The sequence below is a fragment of the Eubacterium sp. AF34-35BH genome (genome assembly GCF_003477765.1).
Classification (GTDB): domain Bacteria; phylum Bacillota; class Clostridia; order Lachnospirales; family Lachnospiraceae; genus Eubacterium_G.
In genome coordinates this window covers 1-15,249 of the sequence record NZ_QUDZ01000009.1, presented here as the reverse complement: position 1 = coordinate 15,249, position 15,249 = coordinate 1, and the positions used below count along the sequence as shown (strand labels likewise).

General features: G+C 34.0%; 13 protein-coding genes. 12 read left to right on the top strand and 1 reads right to left on the bottom strand.

Features of this window, described 5'->3' with window-relative positions:
* Window positions 1-34 precede the first annotated feature (34 nt).
* Window positions 35-925: a LysR family transcriptional regulator gene (locus DWZ69_RS10040; RefSeq protein ID WP_118000462.1), complete on the bottom strand. Its 891-nt coding sequence runs from the start codon at window positions 923-925 to the stop codon at window positions 35-37.
* Between the two features lie 375 nt (window positions 926-1,300).
* On the opposite strand from DWZ69_RS10040, the gene DWZ69_RS10035 reads away from it, so the two are divergent.
* From DWZ69_RS10035 to DWZ69_RS09980, 12 genes are all read left to right on the top strand, one after another.
* Window positions 1,301-1,996 carry a F0F1 ATP synthase subunit A gene (locus tag DWZ69_RS10035; protein WP_347475137.1) on the top strand — a complete coding sequence of 232 codons (696 nt, stop codon included), beginning with the start codon at window positions 1,301-1,303 and terminating at the stop codon, window positions 1,994-1,996.
* A gap of 47 nt (window positions 1,997-2,043) precedes the next feature.
* A complete protein-coding gene (gene atpE, locus DWZ69_RS10030) occupies window positions 2,044-2,274 on the top strand; it encodes an ATP synthase F0 subunit C (protein WP_118000464.1) in 231 nt (76 codons plus the stop codon).
* 26 nt (window positions 2,275-2,300) lie between these two features.
* Window positions 2,301-2,753 carry a F0F1 ATP synthase subunit B gene (gene atpF, locus DWZ69_RS10025; RefSeq protein WP_118000466.1) on the top strand — a complete coding sequence of 151 codons (453 nt, stop codon included), beginning with the start codon at window positions 2,301-2,303 and terminating at the stop codon, window positions 2,751-2,753.
* Window positions 2,731-3,249: an ATP synthase F1 subunit delta gene (gene atpH, locus DWZ69_RS10020; RefSeq protein ID WP_158561121.1), complete on the top strand. Its 519-nt coding sequence runs from the start codon at window positions 2,731-2,733 to the stop codon at window positions 3,247-3,249. Before atpF ends, atpH begins: the two co-directional genes overlap by 23 nt.
* Before the next feature lie 5 nt (window positions 3,250-3,254).
* The gene (gene atpA / locus DWZ69_RS10015; RefSeq protein WP_118000470.1) at window positions 3,255-4,763 is read left to right on the top strand and encodes a F0F1 ATP synthase subunit alpha; all 1,509 of its coding nucleotides are present in this window, start codon (window positions 3,255-3,257) and stop codon (window positions 4,761-4,763) included.
* Window positions 4,764-4,784: 21 nt separating this feature from the next.
* Window positions 4,785-5,669, top strand: a complete 885-nt coding sequence (gene atpG / locus DWZ69_RS10010) for an ATP synthase F1 subunit gamma (RefSeq protein ID WP_118000472.1) — start codon at window positions 4,785-4,787, stop codon at window positions 5,667-5,669.
* Window positions 5,670-5,685: 16 nt separating this feature from the next.
* Window positions 5,686-7,077, top strand: a complete 1,392-nt coding sequence (gene atpD / locus DWZ69_RS10005) for a F0F1 ATP synthase subunit beta (protein WP_118000474.1) — start codon at window positions 5,686-5,688, stop codon at window positions 7,075-7,077.
* A gap of 30 nt (window positions 7,078-7,107) precedes the next feature.
* The gene (gene atpC, locus DWZ69_RS10000; RefSeq protein ID WP_022165335.1) at window positions 7,108-7,521 is read left to right on the top strand and encodes an ATP synthase F1 subunit epsilon; all 414 of its coding nucleotides are present in this window, start codon (window positions 7,108-7,110) and stop codon (window positions 7,519-7,521) included.
* 283 nt (window positions 7,522-7,804) lie between these two features.
* Window positions 7,805-8,773 carry a hypothetical protein gene (locus DWZ69_RS09995; RefSeq protein WP_118000476.1) on the top strand — a complete coding sequence of 323 codons (969 nt, stop codon included), beginning with the start codon at window positions 7,805-7,807 and terminating at the stop codon, window positions 8,771-8,773.
* Between the two features lie 141 nt (window positions 8,774-8,914).
* Window positions 8,915-11,452: a YhgE/Pip domain-containing protein gene (locus tag DWZ69_RS09990; RefSeq protein WP_118436925.1), complete on the top strand. Its 2,538-nt coding sequence runs from the start codon at window positions 8,915-8,917 to the stop codon at window positions 11,450-11,452.
* A complete protein-coding gene (locus DWZ69_RS09985) occupies window positions 11,449-13,626 on the top strand; it encodes a YhgE/Pip domain-containing protein (protein ID WP_118436923.1) in 2,178 nt (725 codons plus the stop codon). Before DWZ69_RS09990 ends, DWZ69_RS09985 begins: the two co-directional genes overlap by 4 nt.
* A gap of 416 nt (window positions 13,627-14,042) precedes the next feature.
* Window positions 14,043-15,029, top strand: a complete 987-nt coding sequence (locus DWZ69_RS09980) for a diaminopimelate dehydrogenase (RefSeq protein ID WP_118000482.1) — start codon at window positions 14,043-14,045, stop codon at window positions 15,027-15,029.
* Window positions 15,030-15,249 lie beyond the last annotated feature (220 nt).

The window sequence follows — 15,249 nt, the reverse complement described above, 5'->3', positions numbered from 1 at the left end:
GTGTAATAAAAAATAGTTGCAAACTTTGTTTTCTCTATGAAACAGAATTTCTTAGGAAGTTATAAAATTTCTGAACCGAGGTGCTCATGGCACTACTTTTATTTATAACCAAACAGACTTCTCTAATAGGAAGTTTTTCTTCAATATTAATAGGAAAGACTTTTTTATCTTCTATTAGTTCTGTTGCCAAATCTTCCGGATAAAAGCCAATGCCAAGATTATGTGTAATCATGGGAATAATCTGGTCTGTAGTAGCAACTTCCATATCAGGAGTAAAAGGTACGCTGTGAGCTATATAGAACTTATTGTACAAATCATAAGTTCCTGTACCTTCAGATAAACTGATTAAAGGAATTTCTGTTAAGTCCTTAAGACTTTTGGCTATGTCTGTAAGGTAACTGTACTTAGGACCGCAAATAAGAATTTCCTTACATTTACTTAAAGGAATTTTCTCAAGAGGCTTTTTTAATGACATTGGAGTGGTGACAACTGCCAAGTCAATTAAGTTTGCTCTCATGGCACGTATGGCTTCCGGTGTAGAGTGATTAAAAATACGAATTCTAATATTAGGAAACTGCTCGTGAAAAATTTCAAGTTTATCTAACAGGAAAAGTCGCAGAGCGTTTTCACTAACACCAATTGTAATAATACCCTTTTCAAAAGTCTTGTCCTGATGAAGCTCCTCTTCACCTAAAGTAAGGTGTTTGTAGGCAATGGAAACATGTTTGTACAGTTTCTTTCCTTCAGGCGTTAAAATAATGCCACGATTAGAGCGCATGAACAATTTACATTCAAGTTCCTGCTCTAAGTTCCCCATGCATCTGCTTATGTTAGGCTGGCTGTTTTGTAAAACTTCCGCAGCCTTAGTAAAGCTTTTGTATTTTGCCACAAAATAAAAAATTCTATAATAATCAAAAGTAATCATGTCTAACCTCCCAAGTGAAAATCTAAATGAAAAATAAATTGTAACCTTATAATATTTCAAAGCATATAAAGATATCATACAAATATATATTATAAGAATATGGAAAACAACCATATAACCATTCCATATTATACAAGTATTTAAGAGTGTCTAATTAAATGACGGCCTAAAAAAATTAAGTAAAATTAAATTTTTTTAGGAATTTTTTGACTAATGTATAAAATTACCATAAATGTATAATCATTCTAAATTTATATGTACTTTTTATACAATACCATACTAAAATGATATAGTAAATATATTAAAGATATATTTTACATATTCCCAACAAAAGAGTTATAATACGTGACAGTTAAAAAGTTGTCATGAAAGGAAGTGAAACTGTTGAATGACATTGTTAACAGATTATTAGAAGAGCTGAATTGCGATGTTGTTTTCACGATTCCAATTTTTGGCGGCATTCCAATTTACGAATCAGTAGTAGTAACTTGGATAATCATGCTGGCGGTTTTGCTCATATGTGTTCTACTTGTTAGAAATTTAAAAGTAGAAAACCCGGGCAGAAAACAAATTGTTTTGGAAACAGCAGTTCAGGGATTGTACAATTTCTTTAAAGGCACCATAGGAGAACATGGAACAGCATATATTCCTTATCTTATGTCAGTTGTGCTTTACATAGGAATTGCAAACCTTATTGGTTTAATAGGGTTTAAACCACCAACAAAGGATATGAATGTTACAGTGGCACTGGCAGTCATGAGTATAGTCCTTATAGAGGTGGCAGGAGTAAGACAAAAAGGAACTAAAGGATGGTTGAAAAGCTTCGCAGAGCCTATGCCAATAGTTTTACCAATTAATGTGTTAGAGGTATTTATTAAACCACTTTCACTTTGTATGCGACTATTTGGTAATGTATTAGGTTCATTTGTAATCATGGAATTATTAAAAATTGTAGTTCCGGCATTCTTACCGGCAGTATTTAGTTGTTACTTCGATATATTCGATGGATTGATTCAGGCATACGTTTTTGTATTCCTAACATCCTTATTTATAAAAGAAGCAACTGAATAAAAATAAAAAGATAAAAACAAATTTGAAAACGTAAAGGAGAAATTATTATGTCAACATCATTATTAGTAGCAATTGGAGCAGGTATTGCAGTATTAACAGGTATTGGAGCAGGTATTGGTATTGGTAAAGCAACAGCATCAGCTTGTGATGCAATTGCAAGACAGCCTGAAGCAGAAGGAAAAATCAGTAAGTCACTTCTTTTAGGATGTGCCCTTGCCGAAGCAACAGCTATTTACGGATTCGTAATTGCCCTATTAATCATTCTTCTTTTAAAATAATAAAAGCAGAAAGGTAGGAAAAGCGTATGCTTAAATTAGATATATGGAACATTGTTTGGACAATAGTTAATATCTTAGTTCTTTATGCTATATTTAGAAAATTTCTTTTTCAGCCTGTGTTAAAAGTTATACAGGACAGAGAAAACATAATAAAAAATCAAATTGATAATGCACAAAAAGTTACAGATGATGCAAATCAGTTGAAAGCGGATTATGAAAAGAAGCTTGAAGTAGCTAAGGATGAAGCCGATAAGATTATTGTTGAAGCTAGACAGCGTTCTGAAAAAGAAAGAGCCAAGGCTATTGAAGCAACAAAGCAGGAAACTCAGGATATGATGGAAAGAGCCAGAGGCAACATTGAAAGAGAGCAGGAAAATGCAAGAAAAGCTGTTCAGGCAGATATTGCCAGATTAGCAATTGCAGCAGCAGAAAAAATCGTAAAAACAGGTGATAGAAGTGACAATACAAGCAGTAAATAATGCGAAAGTATTATATGGCTTAAACTTGGATAGAAGTGAAGTTGAAAGTGTAGAGAAGATTTTTTCTCTTACACCACTTCTACAGGAAACAATTAACAATCCTACAATTCCAAAGGAAGTTAAAGTCAATATAATAGGAAAAGTATTTTCAAGTGAGAATATTTCAGAAAAGCTTATTAGATTTTTGCAGGTAATGTGTAAGAACAATCAGGCAGATGACATGAAAGCCATTTTTGAACAGTATTACTTATATTACGACCAGATGAATAAAATAATTCATGCAAAACTGATTTGTACTTCATCATTTACAGATGCAGAAAAACAAGAAGCTGACAACATATTAAAAGAAAAATATGCAGATTACAAGGTTATTCTGACACAGGAAATTGACGACACGTTATTAGGTGGCTATGTACTTAGAATTGGAAACCATGAGTACGATAAAAGTTATAAAGAACGTTTAAGACAATTGCAGGAGAAGATAACCGGGAGGTGAAACAAGTGAGTGCAATTAGTGCAGAAAATATAATTTCCATTATACAAAGTGAAATTGAAAACTTTGAATGGAAAGAAAGCGATAGAGAAACCGGAAAAGTTATATGGGTTGGTGATGGTATCGCCACTATTTACGGAATTGAACATGCCATGTATGGAGAAATCGTAGTTTTCGAAAATGGTACAAAAGGTATGGTTCAGGATATCCGTCAAAATGAAATAGGATGTATTTTATTTGGTAGAGATACAGGTATTAAGGAAGGCACAAAAGTTGTAAGAACTAAGAAGAAAGCCGGAGTTCCTGTAGGTAAAGGATTTATCGGAAGAGTAGTAAATGCTTTAGGTGAACCAATTGACGGAAAAGGAAATATTGAAGAAGAAGGATATTTACCAGTTGAACAGGATGCTCCCGGTATCGTAGACAGAAAATCCGTTGATACACCAATGGAAACAGGTATTTTGTCAATTGACTCAATGTTCCCAATTGGACGTGGACAAAGAGAATTAATTATCGGTGACAGACAGACAGGTAAAACATCTATAGCAACTGATACAATTATTAACCAGAGAGGTAAAGATGTTATTTGTATCTACGTTGCAATCGGACAGAAAGCATCAACAGTTGCAAAGATTGTATCAACTTTGCAGGAACATAAAGCAATGGATTACTCAATAGTAATGTCAGCTACAGCCAGTGATGCAGCATCATTACAGTATATTGCACCATACGCAGGTACATCAATGGCAGAATTCTTTATGCATCAGGGAAAAGATGTTTTAATTGTATATGATGATTTGTCAAAACACGCCGTAGCATACAGAGCTATTTCATTATTATTAGAAAGATCACCTGGACGTGAAGCTTATCCTGGTGACGTATTCTATTTACATTCAAGATTATTGGAACGTTCAAGCAAATTAAGTGATGAATTAGGCGGTGGTTCAATTACAGCCCTTCCTATTATTGAAACACAGGCAGGCGACGTTTCAGCATACATTCCAACAAACGTAATTTCAATTACAGACGGTCAGATATTCCTTGAAAGTAACTTATTTAATTCAGGTATGAGACCAGCCGTAAACGTTGGACTTTCTGTATCCCGTGTAGGTGGTGCAGCACAGACAAAAGCCATGAAGAAGGCAGCAGGTAGTGTAAGAATTGACCTTGCACAGTACAGAGAAATGGAAGTATTCACACAGTTTTCTTCAGACTTGGATGACAACACAAAGAAACAGTTAAATCATGGTAAAGCATTAATGGAACTTTTAAAACAGAAGTTATGCCATCCATATTCATTACATGAACAGGTTATGATTCTTACAATGGCAAATAAGGGAATATTCGATGAAGTTCCAACTAAAGAAGTAAGAGATTGTTGTAGAGAAGTTTTAAATTATATAGATTTAAAACATGGTGAAATTGCAGAAAAGATTGAAACTGAAAAAGTTCTTACAGAAGAAATTTCAAAGGCAATAATTGATGCAGCACATGAATTTATGGAAACAAAGAATTAAAATTAAGCAGGAGCGAATAATATGGCAAATGCAAAAGAAATTCAGGAAAGAATGAGTAGTATTAATGATACATTGAAAATTACAAATGCAATGTATATGATATCCTCATCAAAATTAAAAAAGTCCAAAAAGATGTTGCAGGATACAGAGCCTTATTTCTATGAATTGCAGACACAGATGAGCAGAATTTTAAGACATGTACCTGACATTGAAAGCAAATATTTTGAAAAATCAAGAGATGAGAAAAAAGACCCAAAGGTAGGTTACATAGTAATTACCGCAGATAAAGGTCTTGCAGGTTCTTATAACCACAATATTTTAAAAATTGCGGAAGAAGAAATTAAAGCTCACAAAGATAATAAATTGTTTGTTTTAGGTGAAGTTGGACGACATTATTTTGAAAAAAGAGGAGTACACATAGATAAACAATTTCATTACACAATACAAAATCCAACATTAAACAGAGCTAGAAATATTACAGAAGAATTGTTGGAATTGTATATAAACAATGAGTTAGATGAAATTCATATTATATATACAAAAATGATTAATCCAATTAAGGAAGAAGCAGAAATAAAGCAGTTGTTACCACTTTATAAAACAGATTTTCAGATGAAAATTCCTGCAGACATTCCATTGGAACAGGTAACATTCAGACCATCACCTGAAGAGGTAATGAACAAGATTGTACCTGCCTACATTGAAGGCTTTGTTTACGGTGCTTTAGTAGAAAGTTATTCCTGTGAACAAAATGCAAGAATGATGGCAATGGAAGCGGCAACAAAAAGTGCAAAAGACATGCTTCAGGAGTTAAGCGTGCTTTACAACCGCGCAAGACAGGCAGCAATTACTCAGGAAATTACCGAGGTAATCGCTGGAGCCAAGTCACAGAAAAATAAGAAGTAATGGAGGAACAGTTCAAATGAAAACAGGTAAAATAGTACAGGTTTTAGGTCCTGTTGTAGACGTTGCATTTGAAAATGGTGAACTTCCCGCAATTAAAGATGCACTTGAAGTACAAAATGGTGATAAAAAGTGCGTAATGGAAGTTGCACAGCATATTGGAAACGATGTTGTTCGTTGCGTTATGCTTGCGTCAAGTGAGGGACTTTCAAGAGACATGGAAGTTGTTGCTACAGGAAGTGGCATAAAAACTCCGGTAGGAAAAGAAACATTAGGACGTTTATTTAACGTTTTAGGTGAAGCAATAGATGGTGGCAAAGCATTAGATGATGCAGACAAATGGGAAATCCACAGAGAAGCACCAAGCTTTGACCAGCAGAACCCGGCCCAGGAAATATTGGAAACAGGTATTAAGGTAATCGACCTTTTAGCACCATACGCTAAAGGTGGTAAAATCGGTTTGTTCGGTGGTGCCGGCGTTGGTAAAACTGTATTAATTCAGGAACTTATCAGCAACGTTGCAACTGAGCATGGTGGATATTCAATATTTACAGGTGTAGGTGAAAGATCAAGAGAAGGTAATGACTTATGGACTGAAATGAAAGAATCAGGTGTTCTTGAAAAAACAGCCCTAGTGTTTGGACAGATGAACGAGCCACCTGGAGCACGTATGCGTGTTGCTGAAACAGGACTTACAATGGCAGAATATTTCAGAGATGTAGAACATCAGAACGTATTGTTATTCATTGATAATATTTTCAGATTTACACAGGCAGGTTCTGAAGTATCAGCCCTTTTAGGACGTATGCCATCAGCCGTAGGTTATCAGCCAACACTTGCAAATGAAATGGGTGAACTTCAGGAAAGAATCGCATCTACAAAGAACGGTTCAATTACATCAGTTCAGGCTGTATATGTACCAGCCGATGACTTAACTGACCCGGCTCCGGCAACAACATTTGCTCACTTGGATGCCACAACAGTATTATCAAGAAAGATTGTTGAACAGGGTATTTATCCTGCTGTAGATCCTCTAGAATCATCATCACGTATCCTTGAGGAAGACATTGTTGGTAAAGAGCATTATGAAGTAGCACGTAAGGTTCAGGAAATTCTTCAGAAGTACAAAGAATTGCAGGATATTATCGCAATTCTTGGTATGGAAGAATTATCAGAAGAAGATAAGACACTTGTATACAGAGCAAGAAAAATTCAGAAATTCTTATCACAGCCATTCCATGTAGCTGAGAACTTTACAGGTGTAAAGGGTGAATATGTTCCACTTAGCGAAACTATAAAAGGTTTCAAGGCTATTATTTCAGGTGAAATGGATGAATATCCTGAAAATGCATTCTTTAATGTAGGAACAATTGACGATGTTATTAAAAAAGCAAGCAAGATGAATGAATAAAATCATGTATTGCAAGGATTGGAGTAATATATGGCGACTAATACATTTTATCTAAGAATAGCGTCTGCTAAGAAGATTTTCTTTTCAGGAAGATGTGTTTCAATTATAGTACCTGTTGCAGATGGGCAGGAAGAAATTCTTGCACACCATGAAAACATGGTCAATGCAGTAGAAAATGGTGAATTGAAATTTAAACCTGAGGGCGCAGACAAATACACAACAGTAGTTGTAGGGACAGGATTTGCTCAGATAATCAACAACCGAGTAACTGTTTTAGTAGAAACAGCCGAGTTGCCTGAGGAAATCGACAAAGCCAGAGCTTTAGAGGCAAAAGAAAGAGCCGAAGAACAATTGCGACAAAAGCAAAGTATGCGTGAATATCATCATTCAAGAGCATCTCTTGCAAGAGCAATGGTTCGACTGAAGGCTACAAGTGGAAAATAAAGAAGAAAAAGAGCAGTAGTATTTGTAATGAGGTACTATTGCTTTTTTTGGCTCTTTGTCAAGCTTGGGGGAGAAAATAACTTACATAAAATCCTGTGTGATTTTTAAAACTAATTTTAAAAAGTTTGAATAAATTGAAAAAAAATAAAAAATGTTGCATAAAGTCAGTTTACGGTATATAGTAAAAATGTGGTATAAAGAAACTAAAAGAAAAAACAAGAAATAAATATAAAGTTCTCTTGCATACTTCACAAGAGGACTTTTTTTGTTAGGAGGTAATTTTATGAAACACAAAATATGTAAAATTGTAGGAGCTTTACTAATGGCGACAGTGTTGTTTTCATTTGCAAACAATGTAGGGGCAAGTGAAACAAAAGTAAATTTTAAAGACGCATACTTGCTATTTTCAATTTGGGAAGGACAAGGTGATGCAACCATTGAAATAGGAGAGGATTTCTTAACTAAAGATAGAAATCTTGTTAATTATAATGAATTTGAAGATATCCTATTAGATGGAAAAAGCTTAAACAAAGAGAATTATGATATAACATCAGAAAATGAAAAAAATGAAATAGTTAAGGTTTCATTGAAAGAAAAGTATCTGAAGTTATTAAAAGATGGAGCTTATAATTTTGATATTGTTTTTGAAAAGGTTGTTGTGCCAACAAGATTATATGTGGTAAATAACAAAACGCAAATAAAGGACTTGTATTTTGATTTTAGTAAGCCTGAAAAAAATGGTGAAATTGTAGCCCAAATTGATACAACAGTTTTAGGGACAAACGTTGATATGAATCTGTTCAAAAATATTTTGAACAATGGAAAAATCATTAATACAAAAGATTATAAAATAGTTCAGAAAGGAAAAATCATAACTGTTAAATTTAGCAAAGCTTATGCAAACAAAATACCAGTGGGAACAACATATTACTATGCTGATTTTTATAATCTTCAAATTGGTTTAAAGGTAACTAAAGGACCTAAAAAAGTAACAGGTTTTAAAGCTACTAGAAAAAAATCAGGTATGAAGATTAGTTGGAAGAAACAGAAAAATGTTACCGGTTATGTAATAAAGATTAGCAAAGATAAAAAGTTCAAGAAGAATGTAAAAACAATAAAAGTAAATGGCAAACAGAAAAGTAAGCTTATTAAAAAGATAAAAAAAGGAAAGTGTTTTCTGAAAATAAAATCTTATGTTGAAATAGGTGGAAAAAAATATTACAGTGAATGGTCAAAAAGTATAAGAAAGTAAATATATATGTAGCGAAAAAAGGTAATTATTGAAATAAAAATAATTACCTTTTTTTGTGCAATCTGACGTAGTTTTTTACCTATGATTATGTTATGGTATTTTATTATGAAAATAGTAAAAAGTGGCAAATAGGAGAGTTGAATGAGAACAGTTCTAAAGATTTTTAAAAGAGATTTTCGCAGGGCGTTTAGCAACAGAGCGGCGGCTCTTATTATGGTGGGAGTTAGTCTTCTTCCTTCATTATATGCCTGGTTCAATATTGCAGCTAACATAGATCCCTATGCAAATACTCAGGGCGTAAAAGTTGCAATAGCAAATTGTGATGTGGGAAAAGAAACAGAGCCTCTGTCAATAAATGCGGGAGAAAATATTGTAGAGAGTCTAAAGAAAAATGACAAGCTGGGTTGGACTTTTGTAAGTGAAAGTCAGGCAAAGGAAGGGGTGAAATCCGGAAAATATTATGCGGCAATAGTAATTCCGAAAGATTTCAGTGAATCCCTACTTAGTATTTTGTCCGGCAAGCTTAAACAGCCGGAGCTGGATTATTATCTAAATGAAAAGAAAAATGCAATTGCACCAAAGATTACAGATTCAGGCGCTACAACAATACAGCAACAGATAAATGACACTTTTTCGTCAACAGCTTCAGAAGCAATATCAAAAATGGTAAGTGAGGCGGCGAAAAAGATAAAGGGTGATGTTGATGATACAAACGAAACAATCATTAATGACATTTCTTTAGTTCATAAAAATATTGAAGAATATAATAAGGTTCTTAGGAATTTTAAGAAAACAGCAAAGAGTTCGGAAAAAATAATTGATGATACAATCGATATTTTAAATGAAGTTAATAAGGTGGCTGATTCTACAGCAGATTCTGTTGCAGGTGTATCTTCACAAATTACAAATTCAAGAGAAAAGCTAAGAACTTTTAACGGCAAATTTTCAAATAAACTACAGAATATAGATAGTGATTTTAATGATATTGCAATAGCAACTTCCACAAAATTAACAAATTTTGAAAACAAAGGTACAAGTGCAAAAGAAGAGTTGGAGATAGGAATTGACCAGGTTAATTCTTTGGTTAAAAGAAATTCAAAAATATTAGAGGAGCTTGCACAGCTTAACCGTAAGCTTGGAAATGACAGTGCCACAACAAAAATCGAAAAGCAGATTAGTGAAATTAATGACATAGATACAGCTTTAGGAAAAATACAATCATCCCTAAACAGCGGTAATTCTACACTTGATAAGACTATAGCTAAGTCAAAATCCACAAGAGAACAAATTGGTTCAGTGGCTAAAAATGGTAAGAAATCCTTAGATGGTTACCAAAGTGATTTTCAGAAGAAAACATTGCCTAATGTATACGCATCTTTGGATGGCATGGTTACCATTAACGGCAATTTAAGCTCAACTCTGAAAGGGATAAAACCAACAGTCAAAGAAGCAAAGAAAATATTAAAACAGTTTGGTAAAAGTCTCAACAACATTTCAACAACAATGGATAATGCAAAAGAAACATTAGCAAAAGTTGATGAAAAGTTAGAAGGAATTGTAACAGACCTTCAGGCAATTAGTAGTACGGGAACATACGAAGAGTTAATTTCATTAAAGGGAATTGACACTGAAAAAATATCAGATTTTATGGCATCGCCTGTTGATATGGAATCAGAAGTGCTATATGAAGTAAAAAATTATGGCTCTGGCATGACACCATTTTACACAAACCTTGCTTTGTGGGTAGGTGGTTTGATTTTAGTTTCTATTTTAAAACAGGAAGTTGACAGAGAAGGAATAAAAGAAAAATTCTCAGCAACACAGGGCTATTTCGGAAGATGGCTTTTGTATGTGTGCACAGCCGTTGTGCAGGGATTCATAGTGTGCGTTGGAGATTTAGTAATACTTAGAACACAGTGCGTACATCCTTTTGTATTTATTTTAACAGGTATGTTTTTATCATTCGTTTATGTAAATATTATTTTTGCACTGGCAATAACATTTAAACACATAGGAAAAGCGGTTGCGGTATTACTTGTTATTTTGCAGATACCAGGTTCGTCAGGAACATATCCTATTGAAATGATGCCGGAATTTTTTAGGAAGCTACATCCGTTAATGCCATTTACATACGGCATTAATGCTATGCGTGAGTGTGTGGCAGGCTATTACGGTCATATTTATTTGGAAAACATGATAGCGTTGGTTGTATTTATAATTTTAGCATTATTTGTAGGTTTGGCAATTAGACCATTGATTCTTAATTTAAACAATATGTTTGATAAAGAGTTGGCAAAAACAGATTTGATGTTATGTGAAACTGCAACAGCCACAAATAAAAACAAACAACTTCAAATGATAGCGAGAGCAATTTTGCAGGATGAATATGGAAGAAAGCAATTCCTTGAAAAGTCTGCTAAGTTTGAAAAGAATTATCAGAAAAAAATTAAAATTGGATTTATTAATATAATTATAATTCCTTTAGTATTTTTAATATTAATGTTTAGTTTGGAATCTAAACTGGTATTTTTAATATTGTGGATTTTATCAATAATAATTCTTGCTGTTTACTTGATTTGTGTGGAATATATCCACAACAAAATACAAAAACAAATTAAGGTAAGTGGATTCACTTCAGAAGATTTTGTAAAAGTATTAAAGGAGGAGAAGGACACATGAAGAATATTTTAAGAATTTTCAAAAAAGATGTCATTCGCATCCATAAAAATGTAATAGCCCTTATTGTAATCATGGGTATTACGATTGTACCTTGCCTGTACGCATGGTTTAACATTGCAGGAAGTTGGGATCCATACAGCAATACAGGGAATCTTAAAGTTGCTGTGGCAAGTGTAGATGATGGCTATGAGGGAACATTGATTCCTATTAAACTAAATGTGGGTAATCAGGTTTTGTCTGCATTAAGGGAAAACACACAAATGGACTGGGTTTTTACATCAAAGAAGAAAGCAGTTGATGGTGTAAAATCCGGAAAATATTATGCGGCAATTGTAATACCTGAGAACTTTAGTAACAGAATGATGAGCATTTTTTCGAAAAATGTAAAGAAGCCAAACATTATATATTATTCAAATGCTAAGGAAAATGCCATTGCACCAAAGGTTACTGACAAGGGAGCTTCAGCAATTCAAAAGCAGGTAAATCAGGTATTTATTGAGACAGTGTCTGATACAGCATTAACAGCTCTTCAAAGCGTATCAAATCTTGCTCAGGCAGGAGATGCAGACGACATTGTCAATAATTTGTGGAACAATCTGGATAAAATCGCAGATGACCTTGAAGCCACGCAGAGTACGTTGGAAACTTTTGGCAACATGGCTGATGCTTCACAAAGCATGTTAAGTACAACTACAGACTTTTTTAAGGACACAAAAAGCAATACAAAAAGCAGTGAAAAAGAATTTAATGGAATTAAAAAACAGTTCAGTGGGATAAAAGATACATTAACTGCTACAACAGATGCTATTAATAGTGCACTTTCCTCGGGAAAGAAATTTTACGGAGAAATGAGTGATGTTATTGAAGATGCACTAAGCAGTCAAAGTCAAAACACTACAGATGTTAAGACCACACTTAACAAGGCATCTTCAAGAGTTAATTCAATGATAAGTGACTACTCCAAGTTGAAGTCTTCATTAGAATCAATTGAAAGGCGTCACCCTGAGCTGAGCAAGTACACCCAGTCTTTAATTTCAAAAATAGATGCATCATTGGAAACACAGGCAAAGTTAAATGATAAATTAGAAGAAGCTGAAAAAAATTTAAAAACCGGGAAGAATCGGTTGAACAAGGATAAGGCAGAAATTTTGAAATTAGTTGATAAAAGTAAAACTTCAGTGTCATCAGTGAAAACAGATTACTCAAAAGACGTGGAAGATGCTTTGAAGAAAATTTCAAATTCAGCAGGTAATGTTGAAAATGACATATCAGGTCTTTTAACAAAAATTGATAACAGTGCAAAAGGAATTTACAAGCTATCAGATTCTGTTGATTCAGACTTGTCGCAGATAAAGAAAACATTATCCGACTCAGGTAAACTTTTATCAAAAGCAGCCAAGAAAATCAGAAAAACAACAGGCAAGTTGAAAAATGCAAAAGATGGCGACAATTCAGATTTGAAATCACTAATCATGGGTAACAAAGAAGATTTAACTTCATTTTTGGCAACACCTGTACAGTTAAAAACAACTAAGTTGTATCCAATAGATAACTATGGTTCTTCAATGGCACCATTTTACTCAACCTTATCAATATGGATAGGCGGAATTGTATTGGTAGCAATGTTAAAAGTAAATATTTCTGAAAAAATGAAAAAATCTCTTAGAAACTTACAAAATTATCAGGCATACTTTGGAAGATACATTATTTTCTTAATTGTTGGTTTAATGCAAAGCACATTAATTGCTTTAGGCGATTTATATTATTTAGGAATACAGTGTGAACATCCATTTTTATTTGTGTTTGCATGCTGGTTCTCAAGTATTGTTTATGTAAATATTATTTACACATTGACAGTATCTTTTGGCGACATAGGAAAAGCCATAAGCGTTATCCTACTTGTTGTTCAGGTAGCAGGCGCAGGCGGCACCTTCCCAATTGAAGTAGCACCGGGCTTCTTCAGGGCAGTATATCCATTACTTCCATTTACACACAGCATGGCAGCTTTAAGAGAAGCGGTTGGAGGTATGTACGAAATGGTATATTGGATTGAACTTGGAAAGCTTGGAATATTCCTTGTGATTTCTTTATTTGTAGGTTTGGTTTTACGAAGACCAATAATAAAGATGAATGACGCATTCACTGAAAAGCTGGAAGAGACAAAGATAATGTAGTGCTGAAAAACTGGAAAAATCAAAGAAAATGTAAGACTAAAAGCTGAAAGAGTCGAAGATGTGCAAAGGCTAAAAAGTTGGACAGTCAAAAATCAGTAATAAGTAAATAGAAGGTAAAAGATTGAAACCGGTAATAAACAAATAGAAAGTAAAAGATTGAAATCGGTAATAAACAAATAGAATAAATTGTGATATACTTTTAGAGTTGGTGCTAATAGCATCAGCAATGAGTATAATACATTTACAAGACAGAAATAAATATTCATTGAAGAAAGCGTTTGATATCTATAGAATTATAAGCTTCAGGATATAATATTTAACGCGTTGTGTTTATTTTGGGATAGTAATTTAGTATGGTAAATGTGGCATGTACTTATTAGGAGATTAGGTAAATATATAAACGAAGGAGACTGAAAATGAAAACAAGAATTGGTATTTTAGGTTATGGTAACCTTGGAAGAGGTGTTGAGTGTGCTGTAAAAGAAGCCACTGACATGGAATTAGTTGCAGTTTTTACAAGAAGAGATCCTAAGGATGTAACAATCCTTACAGAAAATGTTCCTGTATGTAACGTTAAAGACGTAGAAGATTGGAAAGAAAAAATTGATGTTATGATTTTATGTGGAGGTAGTGCTACAGATCTTCCTGTTCAGACACCACAGTTCGCATCAATGTTTAATGTAATTGATAGTTTTGATACACATGCAAGAATTCCTGAGCATTTCGCAGCAGTTGACAAGGCTGCAAAAGAAGCAGGAAAAGTTGCAGTTATTTCAGTAGGTTGGGATCCTGGAATGTTCTCACTTAACAGAGTATATGCAAATGCAATTCTTCCAGATGGAAAAGATTACACATTCTGGGGTAAGGGCGTAAGCCAGGGACATTCAGATGCTATTCGTAGAATCAAAGGTGTTAAGAATGCTAAACAGTACACAATCCCAGTTGAAAGTGCATTAGAAAGAGTTAGATCAGGAGAAAATCCAGACCTTACAACAAGAGAAAAACATGAGAGAGAATGTTTTGTTGTATTAGAAGAAGGTGCTGACGCAGCAGCTGTAGAAAAAGAAATCAAAGAAATGCCAAACTATTTCTCAGATTACAATACAACAGTTCATTTCATTTCTGAAGAAGAATTAGAAAAGAACCACAGCGGTATGGCTCATGGTGGTTTTGTAATCCGTTCAGGAAAGACAGGAATGAACAAGGAACATAATCACATTATCGAATATAGCTTAAAGTTAGATTCAAATCCAGAATTTACAACAAGCGTTTTAATCGCATACGCAAGAGCAGCTAAACGTCTTTATGACGAAGGTCAGAAAGGTTGTAAGACAGTATTAGATATTGCACCAGCATACCTTTGCGAAGCAAGCGATGAAGATTTAAGAGCACACTTATTGTAAGAAGTAAGGCGTGTTTGTGGCTACTGCCACACATTTATAGAAATTGAAAAATTAGAAAAGAGAAAAAGGGCATCCCAAAAGGCAAGTAAGAAGCTAAAGGGGATGCCCTTTTTAGTAAAATTCCACCCCTATGAGAAGAGAAACAAGCAAAGGGGTGAAAATCCTGGAAAGTAGTAAAGCAAGAAAAAGAAAGCAAGTCAAAATTCCACCCCTATGAGCA

What these genes read in the sequence shown, in the direction of transcription:
- DWZ69_RS10040 (WP_118000462.1), bottom strand. Translation starts at nt 925, where the DNA reads ATGATTACTTTTGATTATTATAGAATTTTTTATTTTGTGGCAAAATAC.
- atpE (WP_118000464.1), top strand. Translation starts at nt 2,044, where the DNA reads ATGTCAACATCATTATTAGTAGCAATTGGAGCAGGTATTGCAGTATTA.
- atpF (WP_118000466.1), top strand. Translation starts at nt 2,301, where the DNA reads ATGCTTAAATTAGATATATGGAACATTGTTTGGACAATAGTTAATATC.
- atpG (WP_118000472.1), top strand. Translation starts at nt 4,785, where the DNA reads ATGGCAAATGCAAAAGAAATTCAGGAAAGAATGAGTAGTATTAATGAT.
- atpD (WP_118000474.1), top strand. Translation starts at nt 5,686, where the DNA reads ATGAAAACAGGTAAAATAGTACAGGTTTTAGGTCCTGTTGTAGACGTT.
- atpC (WP_022165335.1), top strand. Translation starts at nt 7,108, where the DNA reads ATGGCGACTAATACATTTTATCTAAGAATAGCGTCTGCTAAGAAGATT.
- DWZ69_RS09995 (WP_118000476.1), top strand. Translation starts at nt 7,805, where the DNA reads ATGAAACACAAAATATGTAAAATTGTAGGAGCTTTACTAATGGCGACA.
- DWZ69_RS09990 (WP_118436925.1), top strand. Translation starts at nt 8,915, where the DNA reads ATGAGAACAGTTCTAAAGATTTTTAAAAGAGATTTTCGCAGGGCGTTT.
- DWZ69_RS09985 (WP_118436923.1), top strand. Translation starts at nt 11,449, where the DNA reads ATGAAGAATATTTTAAGAATTTTCAAAAAAGATGTCATTCGCATCCAT.
- DWZ69_RS09980 (WP_118000482.1), top strand. Translation starts at nt 14,043, where the DNA reads ATGAAAACAAGAATTGGTATTTTAGGTTATGGTAACCTTGGAAGAGGT.